Origin of the sequence: Nocardia sp. NPDC050793 (genome assembly GCF_040654065.1) — a bacterium.
Taxonomy (GTDB): Bacteria; Actinomycetota; Actinomycetes; order Mycobacteriales; family Mycobacteriaceae; genus Nocardia.
In genome coordinates, this window is sequence record NZ_JBFAHG010000013.1 from 170,515 (window position 1) to 189,410 (window position 18,896).

The following is an 18,896-nucleotide window of genomic DNA, read 5'->3' on the forward strand; positions in this document are numbered from 1 at the left end:
ACGGTGCCGGATGGCGGAGATCGACGAAGCCAAAATCAGCGCTTCGAGTACTGAGGCGCCTTACGCGCCTTCTTCAGACCGTACTTCTTGCGCTCGGTGGCACGCGGGTCACGGGTCAGGAAGCCCGCCCGCTTCAGAGCGGGACGGTCATCGGGGGTGACCTCGATCAGCGCGCGGGCGATGGCCAGACGCAGGGCGCCTGCCTGGCCCGACGGGCCGCCGCCGACCAGGCGGGCGTGCACGTCGAAGGACTCGGTGCGCTCGACGGTCACCAGCGGCGACTTCACCAGCTGCTGGTGCACCTTGTTCGGGAAGTAGTCCTCGATGGTGCGGCCGTTGAGCACGAAGTTGCCGGAGCCGGGCAGCAGCCGGACGCGGACGACGGCCTCCTTGCGGCGGCCGACGGTCTGCACCGGGCGGTCGATGACGACCGGAGCGTAGGCGGCGGGCTCGGCCTCGTAGCCGTAGTCCTCCTCCACGACCTCGACGGCGGCTTCTTCGGAGAAGTCCTCGTTGTATTCCTCAGGAGCGGTCACTGGGCCACCTGCTTGATCTCGAACGGAACGGGCTGCTGAGCGGTGTGCGGATGGGTCGGGCCCGCGTAGACCTTGAGCTTGCCCGCGATCGCGTTGCCCAGCTTGTTCTTCGGGATCATGCCCTTGACGGCCTTCTCCACGAGACGCTCCGGACGGGTCTCCAACACCTGACCGACAGTGCGCGACTTGAGGCCGCCCGGGTGCCCGGAGTGGTGGTGGATGAGCTTGTCGGTGCGCTTGTTGCCGGAGATGGCAACCTTGTCCGCGTTGATGATGATGACGAAGTCGCCACCATCGAAGTTCGGCGCGTAGGTCGGCTTGGTCTTGCCACGCAGCAGATTCGCTGCCTGAACGGCGAGACGGCCGAGCACTACGTCAGTGGCGTCGATGACGTACCACTTACGGGTCACGTCACCCGCCTTGGGGCTGTACGTAGGCACAGTGCTTCCCTGTCTGTCGTCGGTGTTGCCAGCCAAGCGTGCGGTCGAGGTGACCCCGGCGGCCGGTTGAGACCCGGGCCTCGGTGTGCGACCTGGTGATCCACGGGGAATCGCCCGGCCGTCCACACGCCAACGCAGAACGATACCAGGAAGGCATCGAGGGACCCGAATCCGGTCAGATCTCGACCGGGGCCCCCGGATCGATCGCGCCCGGCGGTCCAGGCACCACGTATCGGAGCGTGTCCATGTTCGGAGGAGCACATTCCGACTCAGTCGACGAAGGCACCCGCACCGTGGCGATCCCCTGCCTGCGGTCTTCGGGCGCGATGTGCGGCGTCAGCCCGCACGACACGGGCCGCACCTCGCCGAGCACCGAGCGGACGGACTCGGCGGCGCCGGTGAGCTCGACCCTGTCGCCCTCGGAAGGCATGACCACTACGGCAAGCGCTACCGCGCCCATCACGGCATGCGCGCCGAACAGGTTGCCCTTCATCTTGTTCCAGAGCTTGCCCTTGCGCTCCTTGCTGTCCTCGTCGTCCTCGGCGGACGGCTCCTGCCAGGAACCCTGGTGGCCGGGCGGCGGGTACGGCGGCTGCGAGCCGGGCGCCTGGCGACCCAGCACGGTGGTCCGCTGATCATCGGGTTGCTGGCCCGGCGGCCTGGTGAACCGGCTGCCCAGCTCCGCCAGGTTGGGCGGGAGACCGCGCGCCAGCTCCTCGCGGGTGACGCGGGTGGTGGGCTCCTCGCTGGGCTGCGGTTCGGCGCTCGGCGGGGCAGTCGGGTAGCCGGGGCCGTAGGTGACCACGGGCGATCCCGGCGAAGACGGCGGACCGAGTTCGGGCCGCTGCGCCGTTTCTGGTGGACGCTGGGCATGCTCGACGGGACGTTGTGCCGGTTCGACCGGCCGCTGAGCCGGTTCGGCCGCCCGCTGCCCCGCATCCGCCTGCCACTGCGGCGTCTGCATTCGATGCTGAGGATGCGCCTGCTGCGGCGGGGTGTAGTCGTTCCGCTGCCCGCCCTCGGCGTGCCTGCCCCCTTGCTCCGGCTCGCCCGACTCGTTGTCGGTCACCAGCAGATGGGTGGCCCCGAGGACCAGCGCGTGCATCGGATGATCGGCGACCTGCAACCGGTGGCCGAGGTGGTTCTGGAAAGCGAACCGCAACGCCTCGTTGAAACAGACATTGCCGCTCAGCAGCACCGTCGAGGTGTCCGCCCCGATGGAGCGGGCCGCGGCCATGACCTCGATCACCACGTTGTCGGCCGAGCGGGCGTCGCGCATCGCGTCACTGGTCACCGGTACGTCGACCGATTCGGTGGGCTGCTCGTCGTCCCCGTGCACCGCGACGACGAGCATCGTGCGGCCATCCGAATACACGCCGGTGGCGCCGACTCCACGCGGATTGCGCTCGTCGGGCGCGCGCACCAAACCGAGAGCCCGCACATAGCCCGAGAGCGCGACGCTCTCCGGCAGCGGTTCCACCACCACATCGAGCGTCTCGACGAGCTCGGCGTACACCTCGACCTTCTCGTCCGGCCAGCCGTCAGGGAAGGGCAGCGCCACCACGTCCGGTTTGCCGCGCAGGTACTTGCCGATGGCGGCGAGCGGGTTGTACATCCTGGCGCGGAAGACCATCTCCGCGGGCCAGGTCGCCCCGGCCACCACGATCTGCGAGTGACCGAGGATGTCGCGCACGTCGGCGATGGCCATCCCGAGATCGGGACGCTGCCGGTCGACGCCGGCGGTGTGCAGCCGTCCCGACGAATCGGCCAGCAAATACGCCGGCGGTGTGTACGTACCCTCCACCTGCACCGGCCGGATCGGAGTACGTCCGCCGCCCGCTGCCACGGACACCACATCCCAGCCGAGATGCACTGCCCCTACTCGCACCGTCACAGTCATAAGTGTGCCTGCTGGGTGAGCGACACGCGCGCGATCCCACCCGACCACAGGTCGTGGCGGCTCGAGTAGGTGGTCACGCCGCCGACTTCTTCAGCCGCAGCCGCTGCCAGGTCACGAACGCGAGCAGCGCGGTGATCACCAGCAACAGCGCCACGTCGAGGATCCAGATGCCCGCCGTGTGGTCCCAGAGTTTGTCCTGCTGGGCGTTGGCGAAGATGGTCTTGATATCGACGGTCGACGCCCCCGCCGCATACCCCCAGCGCGAGGGGAACACCCAGGACAGCTGTTCCAGAACGACCCGGTCGGTCACGGGGATGAGCCCGCCCGCCATCACCAGCTGCACCATGATCATGACGACGAGCATCGGCATGACCTGCTCGTTCGACTTCGCCAGGCTCGAGATCAGCAGACCGAACACCACACAGCACACCGCGGTCAGCGCGATATCGATGTACAGCTCGAAACTGCCGGAGGACAACACCGAACCCGCGCCGGGCGGGTTCTTGCCCGCCAGTGTGATCCCGACAAGCACCGCGGCCTGGAGGAACGCGGTGACACTGAACACCGCGATCTTGGCCATCAGATACGCCGAGGGCAGCAGGCCGACCGCGCGCTCGCGATAGAAGATCGTGCGCTCGCCGACCAGGTCGCGCACGGTCAGTGTGGCGCCCATGAAGCAGGCGCCGAGAATGAGCACGACGAGCAACTGCTGGGTCTCGCCACCGCCGACGCGCACGATCTCGCCGGTGGGCAACGTCGTCAGTCCGCCGGGCGCGAAACCGTTCTTGCCCGGCACCACCAGCGACAGCACACCGAGAATGAACGGCAGCAACAGGAGGAAGACCAGATAGCCGCGGTCGGCGAAGATCAGCCGGATCTGTCGACGCACCAGCGTGGAGAACTGTTTGAACCCGCTCGACTGCGGCGGGCTGCCCGCAGGTCCGTAACGCGGCGGCGGGGGCGGCGGGGGCGCGAACGCCTGTCTGGATCGATAAGCGGCGAACGCCTGGTCCGGATTGGCCGCCACGTTCGCGAAGATCTCGGCCCAGTCGCTGGTTCCCAAGGCCCCGCCCACCCCGGCCGGATGCCCGCAGAACGCAGTCTTGCCGCCCGGCGCCAGCAGCAGCACCTGATCGCACATGTCCAGGCAGGCCACCGAGTGGGTGACCACGATGACCACGCGACCTGCGTCGGCCAGCTCGCGCAGCATCACCATGACCTGCCGGTCCAGCGCCGGGTCCAGACCCGAGGTCGGCTCGTCGAGGATCAACAGCGAGGGACCGGTGAGCAGTTCGAGCGCCACCGAGGCCCGCTTGCGCTGACCGCCGGAGAGCCGGTCGACCCTGGTGTCGGCGTGCTCGGTGAGCGAAAGTTCTTTCAGCACACCATCGATCACCTGCTGGCGGTCGGCCTTGGTGGTGTCCGGCGGCAACCGCAGCTCGGCGGCGTAGCCGAGCGCCTGGCGCACCGTGAGCTGCCGGTGCAGCACGTCGTCCTGCGGGACCATGCCGATACGGGAACGCAACGCCTCGTACTCGGCGTGCAGGTTGCGGCCTTCGAACGTCACCACGCCGCCGGACGGCTGAGTGGTGCCCGCGATCAGCTTCGAGAGCGTCGACTTGCCCGCGCCCGATGGACCGATGAGCGCGGTGAGCGTGCCGCGACCCGCCTGCATGTTCACGTCGACGAGCAGCTGCTTGTTGCCCTCGACAGTGAATCCGACGCCGTGCACGTGCAGACCTTGTTCGGCGACCGGCTTCTGCCGATGCACCAGGGTGCCCTGCTGGACGACGAAGTCGATGTTGCCGATGGTGACGATGTCGCGCTCGCGCAGCACCGTTCGCTGCTGACGGGTGCCGTTGACGAAGGTGCCGTTCGCCGAGCCGAGGTCCTCGATGGTGAGGCCCTCTCCGGCCGCGACGAGGCGGGCATGCTTGCGGGAGGCCAGCGGATCGTTGACGACGATCTGGTTGTCGGTGGTGCGGCCGATGGCCAAGCCACCGGACGGGATCCGGTCGGCCCTGGCGATCGGCGAGGTCGACGCCCTCGCGCGCAGCGGCGGCAGCGCGGAGGTGTCGGCCTTGGTGGTCATGTTGAAGTTGGGCTGCTGTGGCGTCGGCTGCGAAGGCGGCTGGTGCGCCCCGACCGGTTGGTGCGAAGGCAGCGGCTGATGCGGCGTCGGCGGATGATGCGATGGGGCGGGCTGGTGAGCCGGCTGCCCGATCGGCGGACGGTTCGGATGCTGGTAACTCGGCCGTTGCCGAACCGCCTGCTGCGGCTGCGACGACGGCTGCGGCGTGTGCGCCTGCCGGACCGGCGCCGCGGCGGGCAGCAGGTGCAGCAGCGGACCGCTGATCGCGTCGCCGAGCCTGACCTGCGTCGGCCGATCGATGGACACCGGCTGACTCAGCCGGCGCGCGTCCACGAAAACGCCATTGGTACTGCCGTTGTCGGTGAGAACCCAGCCGCTCCCCTGCCAGGCCAGCGTCGCGTGTACCCGCGACACCAGCGGGCTGTCGACGAACAGCGTCACCTCGGGCGCACGGCCCATGGTGACTTTCTGATTCGAATCGAAGACCCGTTCAGTTCCATCATGGCGCACGGTGATGGTCTGCGCCCCCGGTAAAGACATGCAGCGGATACTATGCCATCAACCGGACATCGGCGGTGCCCCCGACGCGCCTCTCGCCCCGATCCGGCGACCGACGTGAACGTGCTACCGGCCGACTAGGGGGAGCTTTGCCGAAACTCCAAGCGACCGCTGTCATTACGGTTGTGCTGTGCGCGATGGCCCTGCTCGCGGGGTGTACGCGCACGGTGGACGGACGCGCGGTCTCGGTCTACGACGACCCGTTCAAGGTAGCCGGACTGCCCACGACGAGCGGCCCGAGCGGACCGCGTCCCGGGGTGCCCGACTCCGGCCTCACCGCGGTCAACGGCGACGGCGGCGCGACCGACACCCTGGCGCTCAACGCCATCGACGACATCCAGACCTACTGGCGCGCGGAGTACGGCAAGGAGTTCGACGGCGAGTTCGAACCGGTCGAGCGGCTCATCTCCTGGAGTGCGAAGGCGCCGCGCAACGACGCACCGGAGTTCTGCAAGGAGACGACCTACCGGCTGGTGAACGCGGCCTTCTGCCGCTTGGACAACTCCATCGGCTGGGACCGCTCGGTGCTGCTGCCCACCATGGAGGACACCTTCGGCAAGATGGCCGTCGTCATGGTGCTCGCCCACGAATACGGGCACGCCGTGCAGGCGCAGGCCAAGATCGTCGATTCGAAGGACCCGGTGATCGTCAAGGAGCAGCAGGCAGACTGCTTCGCGGGCGCGTTCATTCGTCATGTGGCGGAGGGCAAGTCGAAGCACTTCACCATCAACACCTCCGACGGCCTGAACACGGTGCTCGCCGCCACCGTCGCGATCCGCGACTCCGACCCCGACGATCCGGAGAGCGTGCACGGCTCCGCGTTCGAGCGGGTCACCGCGGTGCAGATCGGATTCACCGACGGCCCCAAAGCGTGCAAGGGCATCGACATCGACGAGATCAACCAGCGCCGCGGCGGTCTGCCGCAGACGCTGGGTGGCAGCACCGGCGAGTATCCGATCGACAAGGAGAGCCTGGTCGAGCTCACCAAGGCGCTCGCCTCGATCCTGCCCATCGAAGACAGCCCGACCTACAACTACAACGGCGCGAAGATCGACTGCCGGGACGGCACCACCACCGCGCCGGTCTCCTATTGTCCCGCCGAGAATCTCATCGCCACCGACATCCCCGAGCTGGCCAAACGCGGCACCGCCGACGTCGACGAGGACGACCCGCTGCCGCTCAAGGTGACCGGCGACTACAACGGGTACGTCGTCTTCATCGCCCGCTACACCCTCGCCGTGCAGCAGAGCCACGGCCAGTCGCTGGTCGGCGCCAAGACCGGACTGCGCGCCGCCTGCCTGGCCGGCGTGGTCACCGGCAGGCTCGCCGACCCGAATCGCCAACGCACCCAGGGCGACATCTCCCTTGCCGCGGGCGACCTCGACGAGGCGGTGTCAGGTCTGCTCACCGACGGCCTCGCGGCCAGCGACGTGCAAGGCAAGACGGTGCCGAGCGGGTTCGCCAGGGTGGACGCCTTCCGCGCGGGCGTGCTCAACGGCGAGAACACCTGCATGTCGCGATACTCCTAGGCCCGCGCGAACGCGCCGATCGGGGCGACGGTTCGTCAGCCCCCGAACGGCGGCGGCGCGGCGGGCTCGAAGCGCAGCACCCGGTTGCCGATCATCACCTCGGTGCCCGGCACCAGGATCATCGGCTGGTTGGGATTGAGGCGGATCCAGTCGCGGTACCCGGGCAGCCGCGTGCGGGTGCCGTTGGTCGAGCCACGGTCCACCACGGCCACATCCCAGTTGATCAGCCGAATCTCCGCGTGCGCGCGCGACATTCCGCCGGAGTTGTCCTCGACCTTCAGCGGAATCAGCCCGCGCTGCGCCGCTTCGGAGTGCTCGGGATCGCGGCCGAGCACCGCGTCGGCGGCCAGCATGTAGGTCATGCCGTCGTCGAGGATCAGCATGCCGAGCGGCGGGCGGACCACCTCGATCAGCGCCTGGGTCTGATCCACCGGCATGCCGCAGACGGTGCAGAACGCCCCGCGCGGATCACTGGGATGGGCTCGCGCGCACTTGAATCCCATCACCTTCACGGTGAGGGCGGTGGCCTTGGCGGTGGCTTCGAGGCGGCGTTGCAGATCGGGATCGGGCAGCGGCGCCGGGTTGGTGCCGCCGATCTGAGTGTCGGCCTCGTGCGGGTCGGCCTGGTCGGTCACCGAGTCCAGCATCGAGGTCGACGCCTGCGTCGCCGCGGGTTGCGGTTCGGGACGGGGCCGCTGGCGGGGTTCCGGATCGATGCGGGCGGTCGGCAGCGGCGCGGCGGGCGTGCGATGGTGCTGCGGCGCACGCTGTTCGGCGGTGTCCGGCCGGGCGGCCTGCGCCGGACGCGAACGAGCACCGTCCGACCAGACGATCGCGCCTCCGGCTTGCGCGATACCTTCTACCAGCCAGCCGATTCCGCGCTGCGCGGGAATTTCGGGAACCCGGCCCTCGTCGTCGTCGATGAACAGCGCGACACCGAGCGCCGGAACGGACCCGACCCGGTCGACGGTGAACGCCGCGTCGCTACCCCGGTAACGCTCGACCCTGCCGTCTCCGGCGAGCACCGCGGTCACCGCACCGTGCAGGAAGATCGCCACTCCGCCGTTCTCCGCTGTGGAGAGAATGCCGAAATCGATCGGCACACCGGGGCTGATCTGCTCCGCGTGCTTCATGAGCCAGCGCGTCGCCTGCCGCGCAACCAACGCGCCTTGGCCGTTCGGCTGTTGCTCGACGGCCGCTCTGACCAGTTCCGCCAGCGATTCCAGCGCGATGACGGCGGGCGCGTCCTCGGTCGGCTTGTCCCGGCCCCGATGCGCGACCACCAGCACCGAGCCCGCGACCCGGGCGACGGCGTGATTCCCCGCGACGACCTCGACCTGCCGATCCTTCACCGGTATCGGCCTCCACCGGGGGTCTGGTTCAAGGTCGTCGCCATGTCCCCCAGCGTATTGCAATCGGTGTCTGATCGGTCGCTCTGCCCGGCGTTCGTCGGGTAACTTCAAGGGCAGGTACGGGAGGAACGAGGGGCCTGTCATGGTTCGGACTTCGCGCATCGCGATCTTGGCGGCGTGTGTGGTGGCGGCCGGTGCGTTGACCGGGTGCAGCGGCGTGGCAGGCACCGCGCTACCGGGCGAGCTCGACGTCCGCAAACTGGAAGTGGGCACCTATCCGGTGGACAAGCATGCCTACGACCAGGATTCGGGCGGCGACGGCGCGCTGCTGGAGGGTATGCGCATGTCCGAGGCCGTGGTGCCTACCGTGCGCATCGATCCGTCGCTGAACTTCGGGCGCGGCAGCACCGTGCTCGCCGACACCGAAGCCGCACTCGACTTCGTCGCCAACGTCTCCAAACCGGTGCTGGACAACCGCAAGATGGTGACCGGGTTCGCCGCAAGCGGTTCCGACAAGGCCGATCCCACCGGCCAGACCCGCCCCGCCGCCGATGCCACCGCGGTCACCAACGTCGTGTTCCGCTTTCCGGACGAGGCCACCGCCAAACTCGCCGCCCGCGAACTGGAGGACGCCGACATCGGCATCTCCGACCAGAACCGCAGGCTCGGGTCCACCAAATACCCCGACGCCTACCTGCATTGGCGCCCAGGCGTTCCCAACGTCGGCGCCTTCCTCGCCCACCGCGAGTTCGTCATCTCGCTGTTCGTCCAGCGCCCCCGCGCCGACAGCACCGACCTGGTGAACTGGGTGGACAAGACGTTCGCCGCCCAGGTGCCCGCGCTGGACAAGTTCCAGCCGACCCCGGTCGCCAAGCTCGACACCTTGAAGGTCGACCCGGACGGCCTGCTGGCCCGCGTCGCCGTCGCCGACCGCTCGGGCCACTCACCCGACCCGGTCTCCTTCGCCATCTACAGCGGCAACCACGGCATCCACTCCGCCGACGATCAAACCGCCACCCAGCGCCTCATCGAGGAAACGGGCGTCGACAAGATCGCCATCGTCGACGCCAGCTCGGTGACCCGCACCCGCGACAGCGACGCCGCCCAGAAACTCGCCACCGGCCTCATCGATACCGTCGGCGACCAGTTCGACCCGATCAACGCCCCCAACGACGTCCCCGGCGCGAAATGCCTGCAGCTCAACAGCAAAGGCGACCCGGAGCGCGAGTACAAGTACCGCTGCTACGTGCCGTACAAGCGCTACGTGGGTGTGGTGACCAGCGATAAGGAGCCGGACGTCCGGCAGAAGGTGGCGGCCCAGTACGCGTTGCTGGCGAACAGTTTGTGACGGCCACGGGCGGACCAACCGCCGTCGGAGCCGGACCGACCGAGCCACACCAACTCAGCACGTCCAAGTGAAACAGCGTGCCGCCGCAAGCATTCGATCGAAGGGAGTACCGTGCCGCGCCCCGTCTCGGGATTCCGGACGCTGTCGTCCGTAGCCGCGGCGCTCGTCGTTCTCGCCGGTGTGACGTCCGGCTGCGGCACACAGACCATCGAGGGGCGTGGCGTGCCCGGCATGACCCCCGTCGATCTGCCGAGTCTCGCTGTCGGACCATTTCCGTCGGCTCCCGTCGACTACGAGCCGAAGTTGGAAACCAAGGCCGACGTTTTCGCAATCGAGTCGAGGCGGTTGTTCAGCTATCTGGTCGCGCCCTACGAAGTCGACAGCGAGATGTCCGCCCTCGACACCACGCGCATCGTCTCCGCTCCGAGTTCGGTGTTCAGTGATTCCCTCGGCGCTCTTCCCGCCCAGTTCGAGCCGATCGCCGAACGCAACCAGCTGATCGCAGGCGTCGTCACCACCCGCTCGAATCAAAACCTACGAGCTATGCGCAACATGTCGATCGCGTTGTTTCGATTTCCCTCCGACGAGTCGGCTCGATCCGCCGCAGCGGAATTCGACCGCGCCATGGGCGAACTCACACCGAACCGGCACGCTCTCGAAATCACCGGGCATGCGGATGTGCTGGCCTCCACCGCGAACGACCAGAAGGGCTACGTGTTCACCGCCCGCGGAGCGATGGTGATCATGAGCATGTCCACGGTCCCGCAGCCCGACTCGACCGCCCTCGCGACGCAATTGCGAAAGATGCTGGAGTTGCAGCTCGAACGGTTGTCTCGGTTTGTGCCGACACCGGTCGACCAGATTCTCGATCTGCCCGCCAACCCGGGCGGCATCATGCGCCTCGCGTTGCCACCGCTGCCTGCAGGCGGCAGTTCTACCTCACAACGATCTCAGCCGATCGGCATCTATGACGCCGCGGCGCAGGTGCATTTCGAGCCACGCGGTGCCGAACTGAAGGCGGCGCTGACAAATGCTGACGTCGACGTCGTGGCACGCAACGACGCGACGGTGTACCGCACTCGTGATCTCGATTCGGCGTTCCGCCTTCAGCACGCCCTTGCCGCGCCAGGCGACGACGAGCAACTCTTCGAGGGTCCGCCGGGCATCGCCGACGCCCAGTGCCTACAGCGCGACGCAGACGCCTTCGACCCGCGCTACGACTACACGTGCGTCGTGGTCCACAGTCGCTACGTCGCGGTCGTCGAAGCTGACAGCCTGCCCGGTGGGCAATTCACTCCGAGCCTGTATCAGCGTGTGGCTGCGCAGTATTCGATCCTGGCGCGGGGTGATTGACCAATGCCACATTCCCGCATCGCACTCGCCTGCCTTACTGTGCTCCTCGCACTCACCGTCGGCTGTGGGTCCGAGCCAGAAGCGAGTGTCGACACCTCCGCCCTCGATCCGGGCAACTACCCGACCGCGCCTCGGGACTTGTCCGCGCTGCGCACCGCGGACGGCGGAGCGGTCCGGGAATCCATCCGACTCGGCGGCCTCGTCCCGCTGCCGATGGATCTCGACAGTCGGCTCGTCCACGGCCGCACCAACTTCGCGGGCCACCACTACACCGCCCGAAACCCACCGTACCGAGGCAGCGGAATCAGCAATCTCCAGAACTTCGGCGAACGCGTGCCGGGCTTGGTCGCCGGGTGGCACACCGGCGGTTCCCGCCGCGCGAAGCGCACCTTCGGGCTCGACGTCAGCGTCGGGCTGCTCCGGTTCACGACACCCGACCAGGCCACTCATGCCATGCACGTGCTCGCGGACGCCAGCGCCGAACAGTATCCGCCGAAGCAGCCCCTCGAAATCCCCGGTTATCCCGTCGGCCGTACCTATTTGACCGCTCACGATTCCGTACAGTCGTGGACCGCTCAGGGCGAATACCTGCTGTGGGCCTTCGTCTCCGACGGTATCGCAACCCCACCCGACCCCGCCCCGCTGCTGGCCTTTGCCAAGAAGCTCTTCGACCGGCAGTTCGAGCTGTTGCGCGGCTTCACCCCAACTCCCGTAGGCGAACTCGCCGATATTCCCATAGACGATCTGCTCGCCCGCACCCTCGCAGCCGAACGCCCCGGCACGCTCGAAGACGTGACCGGCACTTACACCGTGCCTGCCGCTTTGCATCTGGAGAGCCGTCCGGATCTGACCCGCCGTGCCTTCCAAGACGCGAAGGTCGACCTGATCGCCTACGCGGGCTCTCGCGTCTACCGCGCGGGCGACTCCGCCGCCGCGGGGCGCCTCACCGCTTTCCTTGCCGACCAAACTCCACCGGGCTACGACCCGATCGACGCTCCGCCCGGCCTACCGGACGCTCGATGCTTCCGGGAAGACCCAGGTCCTCCGCAAAGCGCCCGCATCATCCTGGAACACCGCTGCTACTTCTCCTACGACCGCTACGTCGCCGAAGTCGACGCGAACCAGCCTCAAGACCTCGCTCAGCGGGTGAGCGCCCAATACCTGCTGCTCGCCAACGATTCGGCGGGTTGACGTAGGATCCGGCGGGAAGTAACGCGGTGGCATCGGCACCGGTGCCCGGATTGGGGGAGGCATGAAAGTCCGTCGCGGCCTACTCGGGCTGCTCGCAGTGACGGCATCAGCGGCTATCGGCTGTTCATCGAGCATTGCGGGCACTCCCCAACCGGGCTTGGCCCCGGTGGACGTCGGCGCCCTGAACACCGGCTCGTACGCGAACGAACCGACCGCATACGACCCGAGCGTGGGCAGCGCGGCGGATGTGATGGCCATCGAAGCCAGGCGGATGCTCAACTATCTGGTCCTCCCGACCGATATCGACAGCGCGCTGACGGTGATCGGCGATGTCGAACTGTTCTCGTTTCCCGAGGATCCGTTCATCGGCAAGACTCTTCCCGAAGAGTATCGACCGGTCACTGTCGACAACAAACTGATTGCCGGAGCGTATGTCTCGCGCATCAACCCCGATTTGCGCCACCGCAAGAAACTCATTGTCTCTATTCTCCGCTTCCCAACCGAACAGGACAGCAGGAAGGCCGCGGACGATTTCGACCGGATCACCAACGCCGATCCGGGCCGTCACCCAATCGCTGTCGACGGGCATTCCGATGCGAAGGCCACGTCGAAGGACGACGTAACCGCAGTATCTTTCCTCGCCAAGGGACCCTTTGTAATCCTGACGAATGTTGGTGTGCCGCAACCTGATCAAGCCGCGCTGGCGAGCGTCTTCAAGAAGACCATCGACAAGCAGATCGAACTGCTCGGCCAACTGCGCCCGGCGCCGCTCGACGATATCCTCGACGCCCCGCTGGACCCGGAGGGCGTCATGCGACGTGCGGCACCGAAAGCGACGGACGGCACCGACCCGTTCTACGTCGAGTACGACTTCGGGCCGCTCGAGCCTTCCGGTGAGCTGCACTACGAACGCAACGCGGTGGAGATGCAGGCGGTCTTCCGAGACAGCGGCGTCGATCTCGTCGGGCGACGTGGCGGAATCGTCTACCGGGCACGGGATCTGCCTGCCGCGATCCGACTGCAATCGGCACTGGTCCGGCTGGGCAAGAACGACGAAGAACTGATCGCGCCGCCGGGCTTGCCAGATGCGCGCTGCGTCAGACTCGACACCACCGACTCGATCAGGGACTACGACCTGTTCTGCGCGGTGGTCCACGGACGCTATGTCGGGATCGTGGTCTCGAAGGCTCGCCTCTCCGGCGCCATCGATCCGGCCCTGTACCAGCGCGCGGCCGCCCAGTACGCGATTCTGGCGAAGAGCGAGTGATACCCATGCGATACCGACACACTCTGTGCCTCGTCTTTGCCGCCGTGGTCACCGCCGCTTCCGGCTGCGGGCAGGACGACTCCGGCGGCGCAGCGCCCGCCATCGATATCTCGGCGCTCGACTCCGGCAACTACCCCTCGGTCCCTCGGGATGCGGAAGCGATACGGTCGGAGCAGACGGGTCCGGCATTGGAGGCCGTGCGGATCGGCGAGCATGTTCCATTGCCTGTAGAGATCGACGGCAAGTTCGCATTCCAACGTCTTGTAAACACCGATCGGAGACTAACTCCGGACAACAACTCGACGCCCTATTCGATCGACCGCGAGGAGCTTCCGGCGCTCTTGCAGGGGTACGTCACCGGATGGGAGGCCTCCGCCGAACGTCGCGCCGTACCGGCGCCCGGTCGGTCCGTTGAGATGCGGGTGCTCCGATTCACCGACGCAAACCACGCCGACGAGTCGGCGAGGAGACTCGCCGAACGCCAAGCGGCGAATCTCCCTGGTGAGGCGGTCAGCATCCCGGGGTTTCCCAAAGCCAGGGCCAAGTGGTCGCCCAGCAAGAAGTTTCTCGATGCCTGGCTGACGCAGGACGCATTACTCATGTATGTGCATATGGACGATCCGCTGACGGAGCCCCCCGAGGCGGCGCCGCTCGTGTCCTTTGCGCAGAAGGCGTTCACGGACCTGATCGACGCTCTGAAGGGATACAGCCCGTCGCCACTCGACAACCTCGGCACCCTGCCGCTGGACCCGGAAGGGCTGCTTGGTCGCACCCTCCCGCTCGAAGACAACCAGAAGCGGAAGTACGACCAATCCGTTGTGATGCCAGCGCAAGCGGCAATGCATTTCGAACGTCATCCCGGACTGACGAGGGCTGCGTTCGCAGACGCTGAGGTCGATCTTGTCGCGTACTCCGGCGGCCGGGTGTATCGCACCGCGAACGCCGATGCCGCCGAGCGGCTGCTCGCAGCATTCGCGGAACTCGACGCGAGCGGATATACACCGATGGACGGCCCGCCGAAGCTGCCCACCGCGAAATGCTTCGACACCAAGGACAAGAAGATCGACTCACCGCAGTATCCGCCGGTGTGCTTCGTGATCTTCGACCGCTACGTGGCGCGAGTGGCGGGTAAGAACACCCAGCAGCTGCATCAGAAGGCAGCGGCACAGTACAAGTTGCTGGCTTATCAGCAGTAGCCGAGAGGCAGAGATGAAGCTCGCAAAGAATTCGGTATTGCCGCGCACCGGCGGGGCACTGTTGATGGCCGTCGCTGTGGCGATAGGGCTCGGCGCATGTGGCTCGGTGGTGCCGGGAACAGCCAAGCAGGTTCAGCCGGACGTCTCGAAACTCGACGTCGGCAACTACTCGACCCAGCCGCGCACCGTCGGAAATGCCAAGAACGACAAGCAGGCTCGCTCGCGCGAATCGCAGCGGCTGGGCGATTTCGTGGCACTGCCCTACGAGGCGGATCCGTCCTATGTCGAGGACGTCTGGTTCCTCCGGCCGCACATCGTGCTGAATCGCAAGACACTGGGCAACCTGGTTATCAACGACACCTTTGATGACGTCGCCAAGGACCTGGTCGCGGGCTGGGTGAACGCGTGGTCCACCGGTGGACCACGCGAGGCGCCGCGGCGCACGATGAACGTCGCGGTCTTGATGTTCCCCGACGCGAACACCGCGAAGGCTGTCGGGCCGACGCTGGAACACGACGACTTCACCTACAACCGCGACAACGAGCCAGTCGGGATCACCAAACATCCCGATACGACCGCACATTGGCGTCCCGGCGTCTCCTCGATCGGTTCGTGGACGGTGCACGACCGCTACGTCATCTTCATCAAGGTCGTCGACGACACCTCGGGTCCCGACCTTCCCGCGTTGGTCTCCCAGGTCGAGCGGATGCTCGACACGCAGATTCCGCTGCTGGACAAGTTCCAGCCGACGCCGACCGCCGAACTCGCCCGGATCCCGCTCGATCCAAGCGGCCTGCTCGGGCGCACGCTGCCGAGCAACCCGACTGCGCCGTTCCGGCCGGAGCCTGACGGTATCTACACGGGTCGCGGCGCACTGTCGCTGTTCCAGCAAGCCACGCCGGAGACCCTGCCCCTGCTACAACGCGGCGAAATCGACCTCGTCAGCTACGGCGACGCGGTGGTCTTCCGAAGCAAGTCCGCGAAGGGCGCCGAAGCGCTATGGCGCGAGTGGCAGCCGTCGAAAGACCTGCCCGCCAACCAAAAACTCATCGAATCGCCACCCGGCCTCGACGCGAACGTGGAGTGCTTCACCGAGTACTTCGAGAACAAAGGCGACCAGCAGGAACCGAAGGTCGCGGCGAACCTGTGTGTCCTTCAGGTGGGTCGCTACGTCGTACAGGCGCGGAGCATGCAACCCCAGGACCTTCTCCAGCGCATTTCCGCGCAATACGCCCTGCTGACAACCGGATGACGGGGTGCGTGCCGCGCTCGCGGACACCCAGTGTGCGGAAGCGATCACTCGCGATGCGAGTCGATCCATCGGGCGGTGCTTGCTAGATTCTTCCGGAGGGCTCGTGGCTCCGGGCGTTCGAGATCGTTGAGGGAGGACCGAATGGCCTTGCGGCCCGGTGCAGTTGTGGGCGGATACCGGGTTCTTCAAGTTCTCGGCAGCGGTGGGATGGGGACTGTCTACCTGGCGCAGAACCCGATCCTGCCCCGGCGCGACGCATTGAAGGTGCTCAGCGCCGATCTGTCGACCGACGCGGAGTTCCGCGCGCGTTTCGAACGCGAGGCCAATCTCGCCGCTGGACTGGACCATCCGAACATCGTCGCGGTCTACAACCGTGGCGAGGAGAGCGGCCAGCTGTGGATCGCCATGCAGTACGTCGACGGCACCGACGCGGCCGAGGAGGCGAAGAAAGGGCCATCGGTCATGACGCCGCAGCGCGCGCTGCGCATCGTTTCCGAAGTCGGCAAGGGTCTCGACTACGCGCATCGGCGCGGACTCCTGCACCGCGACGTCAAGCCTGCCAACTTCCTGCTCTCCGCCGCCGACGAGGGCGATGAGGAGCGTGTGCTGCTGACCGACTTCGGCGTGGCGAAATCCGCCGAGGACGGGCAGGATCTGACTGCGACCGGAAATTTCATGGCGACCGTCGCCTACGCCTCGCCGGAACAGCTGATCGGCGATCGGCTCGACCATCGCTCCGATATCTACAGCCTCGGCTGCGCCTTCTACCGCCTGCTGACAGGTCAGAACCCGTACCCGTCGACCATGCCCGCAGTGGTCATGATGGGGCACATGCACGAGCCGCCGCCGAAATTGAGTGCGGCACGAGCGGGCCTTCCTCCCGCGCTCGACGCCGTCATCGAGAAGGTACTCGCGAAGAGTCCTGACCACCGGTACAACTCGTGCCGAGAGTTCGTGCAGGACGCCGAAGCCGCGCTCTACGGTGCCCAAATGTTCCGCGCGCCCGGCCCGGCCTATGTCACCGATCCGCGCGCGCAGGTGCGGACACCTTTCACCGACCCGCGCGCCGAGATGCCGACACATTTCACCGACCCGAGGCACACGGTCACCGCGCCGGGCGACAGCCCGTACCCGCTGCAGGGCGGCTATACCCCGTCGCACGAGGCGACGGATCAGCAGCTCGTCTCGACGCTGCGCAACGGTAGCGGCGCGAAAAACTCTCGCGCGCGAAAGTTCTTGCTGCCCGCCATCGTCGCGGTGGTGATCGCGACCGCCGTCGCCGCGGGCACGTTCTTCTTCACCAGCGGGTCCGACTCGAGCGGGGGCGGCGGAACCCAGCTCGCCGACGTCCGCAACAACAATCCGCAGTTCGACGGAAAGACGATCACCGCGCTCAACTTCGGAAATTCCACGCTGTCCGCGGTGCTGAATCCGAGTACGCAGTCGAAGTTCCTGCAAGATATCGGTTTCCGCTACAGCACGAAATACAAGGCCGTCGGCGACGAGAAATCACCACGCAAGCTTTCGCTCGGGATGTCCTCGAACGAGATCGATTCCGAAGTGCTCATCGTCGTGCGAACGGACAGCGAGGCCGGTAACGGCGGTTTTCGCGGTCTGCCAAGCAGTATCACGAACAGTTCCGCCAAGATCGTGATCGTCGACGATCCAACGACGATCCAGGCATTCCAGGTCTGGACCGACCAGTCGACCGGCGTACTCGTGGACAAACTGGTGCCTACGATCGCGAGAGTGGTGAAGTAGCCGCCCACAGGTTCGAGCGGCTGGATTCACCTGCCCGACACCGCACCACGTCCGACGCCGACGCGCGCTCGCGGACACTAAACGCTGGTAGCGCGCGGGGAGCCCATTCGGTAGGGTAATGCCCAGCCAGCCCACTCGCCGATCAGGTGTAGCGAGCAGGGGGAAGGAGGGGAGAGAGCGCTGGCAGCGACCGATGCGACGGCACCGCGGTCGAGATGTGGGGGGAGAAAACTCATCCAGGCCCTCCGTCCTCGGTGTAGCTGGTCGACCACGCGCAGGGGCGTAGAGACGCGATCGAATCCGCTGAAAATCAACAGAACTCGATGGAACCGATCGAGCCCAGAGCGCGTCCAATCATATGAACAGGGTCAGCTCACACTCCGGGCGTTGACCACGAGCAGGAGGAGGAAGCCGCTATGGCGGACAACTTGAAGGCTGATAGCGCACTCATCGCACAGAAGGCGAAGGAGTTCCAGGAGCAGCACAGCAACCTGATGCTCGCCATCCGGCAGCTGAAGGCGGATGAGGACGCCGTCACCAACGGCGCGAACTGGCAGGGCCAGGCGCGCGACGCGTTCAACGCCTTCATGGAGCGCTACTACTTCCAGGCCGACAAGATGAACGACAAGCTGATGGAGACGTCGGAGAAGCTTGTCAAGATGAGCGGGCAGTTCTCGGACCAGGACACCGACTTCGCCTCGAAGGTGCAGCAGCAGGTGTCGAGCCTCGACCTGCCGGCGCTCTGATCCCGTTCTTTCCCTAATCGCCGACAAAGGAGCCTGAAACATGAGCAAGCCCATCTCCGCCAATTTCTCGGGCGTCGAGTCCGGTGCCCAGCAGATCATCAAGCGCGCCGAAGGCATTCGCGACGAACTGGACGCCTTTCACAAGAAGGTCGAGCAGTACGTGGCTGACCACGGCGCCGGTGCTGCGAACGAGGCCTTCAGCGAGCTGCAGCGGAACTGGCAGAACCACGTTCTGCAGCTGCAGCAGACCCTGAACGGCGCTGCGCAGCTGGTGAGCACCGGTAACTCCGAGCTGCAGGGCACCGACTCCGCGCTCGCGAACCTCTTCTGAGTCCGACTCGATCGGTTCGAAGCTTTCGGGCCCCCAGCATTCTC

Annotated in this window: 15 protein-coding genes; 10 read left to right on the forward strand and 5 right to left on the reverse strand. The window is 66.6% G+C overall.

From position 1 onward, the window contains the following. Positions 1-35 precede the first annotated feature (35 nt). The 4 genes from rpsI to AB0H50_RS32410 all read right to left on the reverse strand — a co-directional run bounded on the left by rpsI (position 36) and on the right by AB0H50_RS32410 (position 5,508). Positions 36-536: a 30S ribosomal protein S9 gene (rpsI, locus tag AB0H50_RS32395; RefSeq protein ID WP_357460214.1), complete on the reverse strand. Its 501-nt coding sequence runs from the start codon at positions 534-536 to the stop codon at positions 36-38. Continuing rightward, positions 533-976 (reverse strand): 50S ribosomal protein L13, encoded by a 444-nt coding sequence (rplM, locus tag AB0H50_RS32400; protein ID WP_357460216.1) that lies wholly within the window; start codon positions 974-976, stop codon positions 533-535. Before rplM ends, rpsI begins: the two co-directional genes overlap by 4 nt. A gap of 175 nt (positions 977-1,151) precedes the next feature. Next, a complete protein-coding gene (locus AB0H50_RS32405) occupies positions 1,152-2,876 on the reverse strand; it encodes a hypothetical protein (RefSeq protein ID WP_357460217.1) in 1,725 nt (574 codons plus the stop codon). A gap of 73 nt (positions 2,877-2,949) precedes the next feature. After that, positions 2,950-5,508, reverse strand: coding sequence for an FHA domain-containing protein (locus tag AB0H50_RS32410; protein WP_357460219.1), 2,559 nt, complete (start codon positions 5,506-5,508; stop codon positions 2,950-2,952). Between the two features lie 155 nt (positions 5,509-5,663). Between AB0H50_RS32410 and AB0H50_RS32415 the strand changes: the two genes are divergently transcribed. After that, positions 5,664-7,055 carry a metallopeptidase gene (locus tag AB0H50_RS32415; protein WP_357460222.1) on the forward strand — a complete coding sequence of 464 codons (1,392 nt, stop codon included), beginning with the start codon at positions 5,664-5,666 and terminating at the stop codon, positions 7,053-7,055. 35 nt (positions 7,056-7,090) lie between these two features. Here AB0H50_RS32415 and AB0H50_RS32420 read toward each other — a convergent pair whose 3' ends face one another. Further along, positions 7,091-8,407: an FHA domain-containing protein gene (locus tag AB0H50_RS32420; RefSeq protein WP_357460224.1), complete on the reverse strand. Its 1,317-nt coding sequence runs from the start codon at positions 8,405-8,407 to the stop codon at positions 7,091-7,093. 142 nt (positions 8,408-8,549) lie between these two features. Here AB0H50_RS32420 and AB0H50_RS32425 point away from each other — a divergent pair, with 142 nt between their 5' ends. The 9 genes from AB0H50_RS32425 to AB0H50_RS32465 all read left to right on the forward strand — a co-directional run bounded on the left by AB0H50_RS32425 (position 8,550) and on the right by AB0H50_RS32465 (position 18,852). Next, positions 8,550-9,755, forward strand: a complete 1,206-nt coding sequence (locus AB0H50_RS32425) for a hypothetical protein (protein WP_357460226.1) — start codon at positions 8,550-8,552, stop codon at positions 9,753-9,755. 111 nt (positions 9,756-9,866) lie between these two features. Further along, positions 9,867-11,108 (forward strand): hypothetical protein, encoded by a 1,242-nt coding sequence (locus AB0H50_RS32430; protein ID WP_357460229.1) that lies wholly within the window; start codon positions 9,867-9,869, stop codon positions 11,106-11,108. Between the two features lie 3 nt (positions 11,109-11,111). Then, a complete protein-coding gene (locus AB0H50_RS32435) occupies positions 11,112-12,299 on the forward strand; it encodes a hypothetical protein (protein ID WP_357460230.1) in 1,188 nt (395 codons plus the stop codon). 61 nt (positions 12,300-12,360) lie between these two features. Next, positions 12,361-13,566 (forward strand): hypothetical protein, encoded by a 1,206-nt coding sequence (locus AB0H50_RS32440; RefSeq protein WP_357460232.1) that lies wholly within the window; start codon positions 12,361-12,363, stop codon positions 13,564-13,566. Between the two features lie 44 nt (positions 13,567-13,610). After that, the gene (locus AB0H50_RS32445; RefSeq protein WP_357460234.1) at positions 13,611-14,762 is read left to right on the forward strand and encodes a hypothetical protein; all 1,152 of its coding nucleotides are present in this window, start codon (positions 13,611-13,613) and stop codon (positions 14,760-14,762) included. Positions 14,763-14,775: 13 nt separating this feature from the next. Next, complete coding sequence (locus AB0H50_RS32450; protein ID WP_357460235.1) at positions 14,776-16,014, forward strand: hypothetical protein; 1,239 nt, start codon at positions 14,776-14,778, stop codon at positions 16,012-16,014. A gap of 141 nt (positions 16,015-16,155) precedes the next feature. Next, on the forward strand, positions 16,156-17,775 hold the full coding sequence (locus AB0H50_RS32455) for a serine/threonine-protein kinase (protein WP_357460238.1): 1,620 nt from the start codon (positions 16,156-16,158) through the stop codon (positions 17,773-17,775). Between the two features lie 416 nt (positions 17,776-18,191). Beyond that, the gene (locus tag AB0H50_RS32460) at positions 18,192-18,521 is read left to right on the forward strand and encodes a WXG100 family type VII secretion target (protein ID WP_357460239.1); all 330 of its coding nucleotides are present in this window, start codon (positions 18,192-18,194) and stop codon (positions 18,519-18,521) included. Between the two features lie 40 nt (positions 18,522-18,561). Further along, positions 18,562-18,852: a WXG100 family type VII secretion target gene (locus tag AB0H50_RS32465; RefSeq protein ID WP_357460241.1), complete on the forward strand. Its 291-nt coding sequence runs from the start codon at positions 18,562-18,564 to the stop codon at positions 18,850-18,852. Positions 18,853-18,896: the final 44 nt, after the last annotated feature.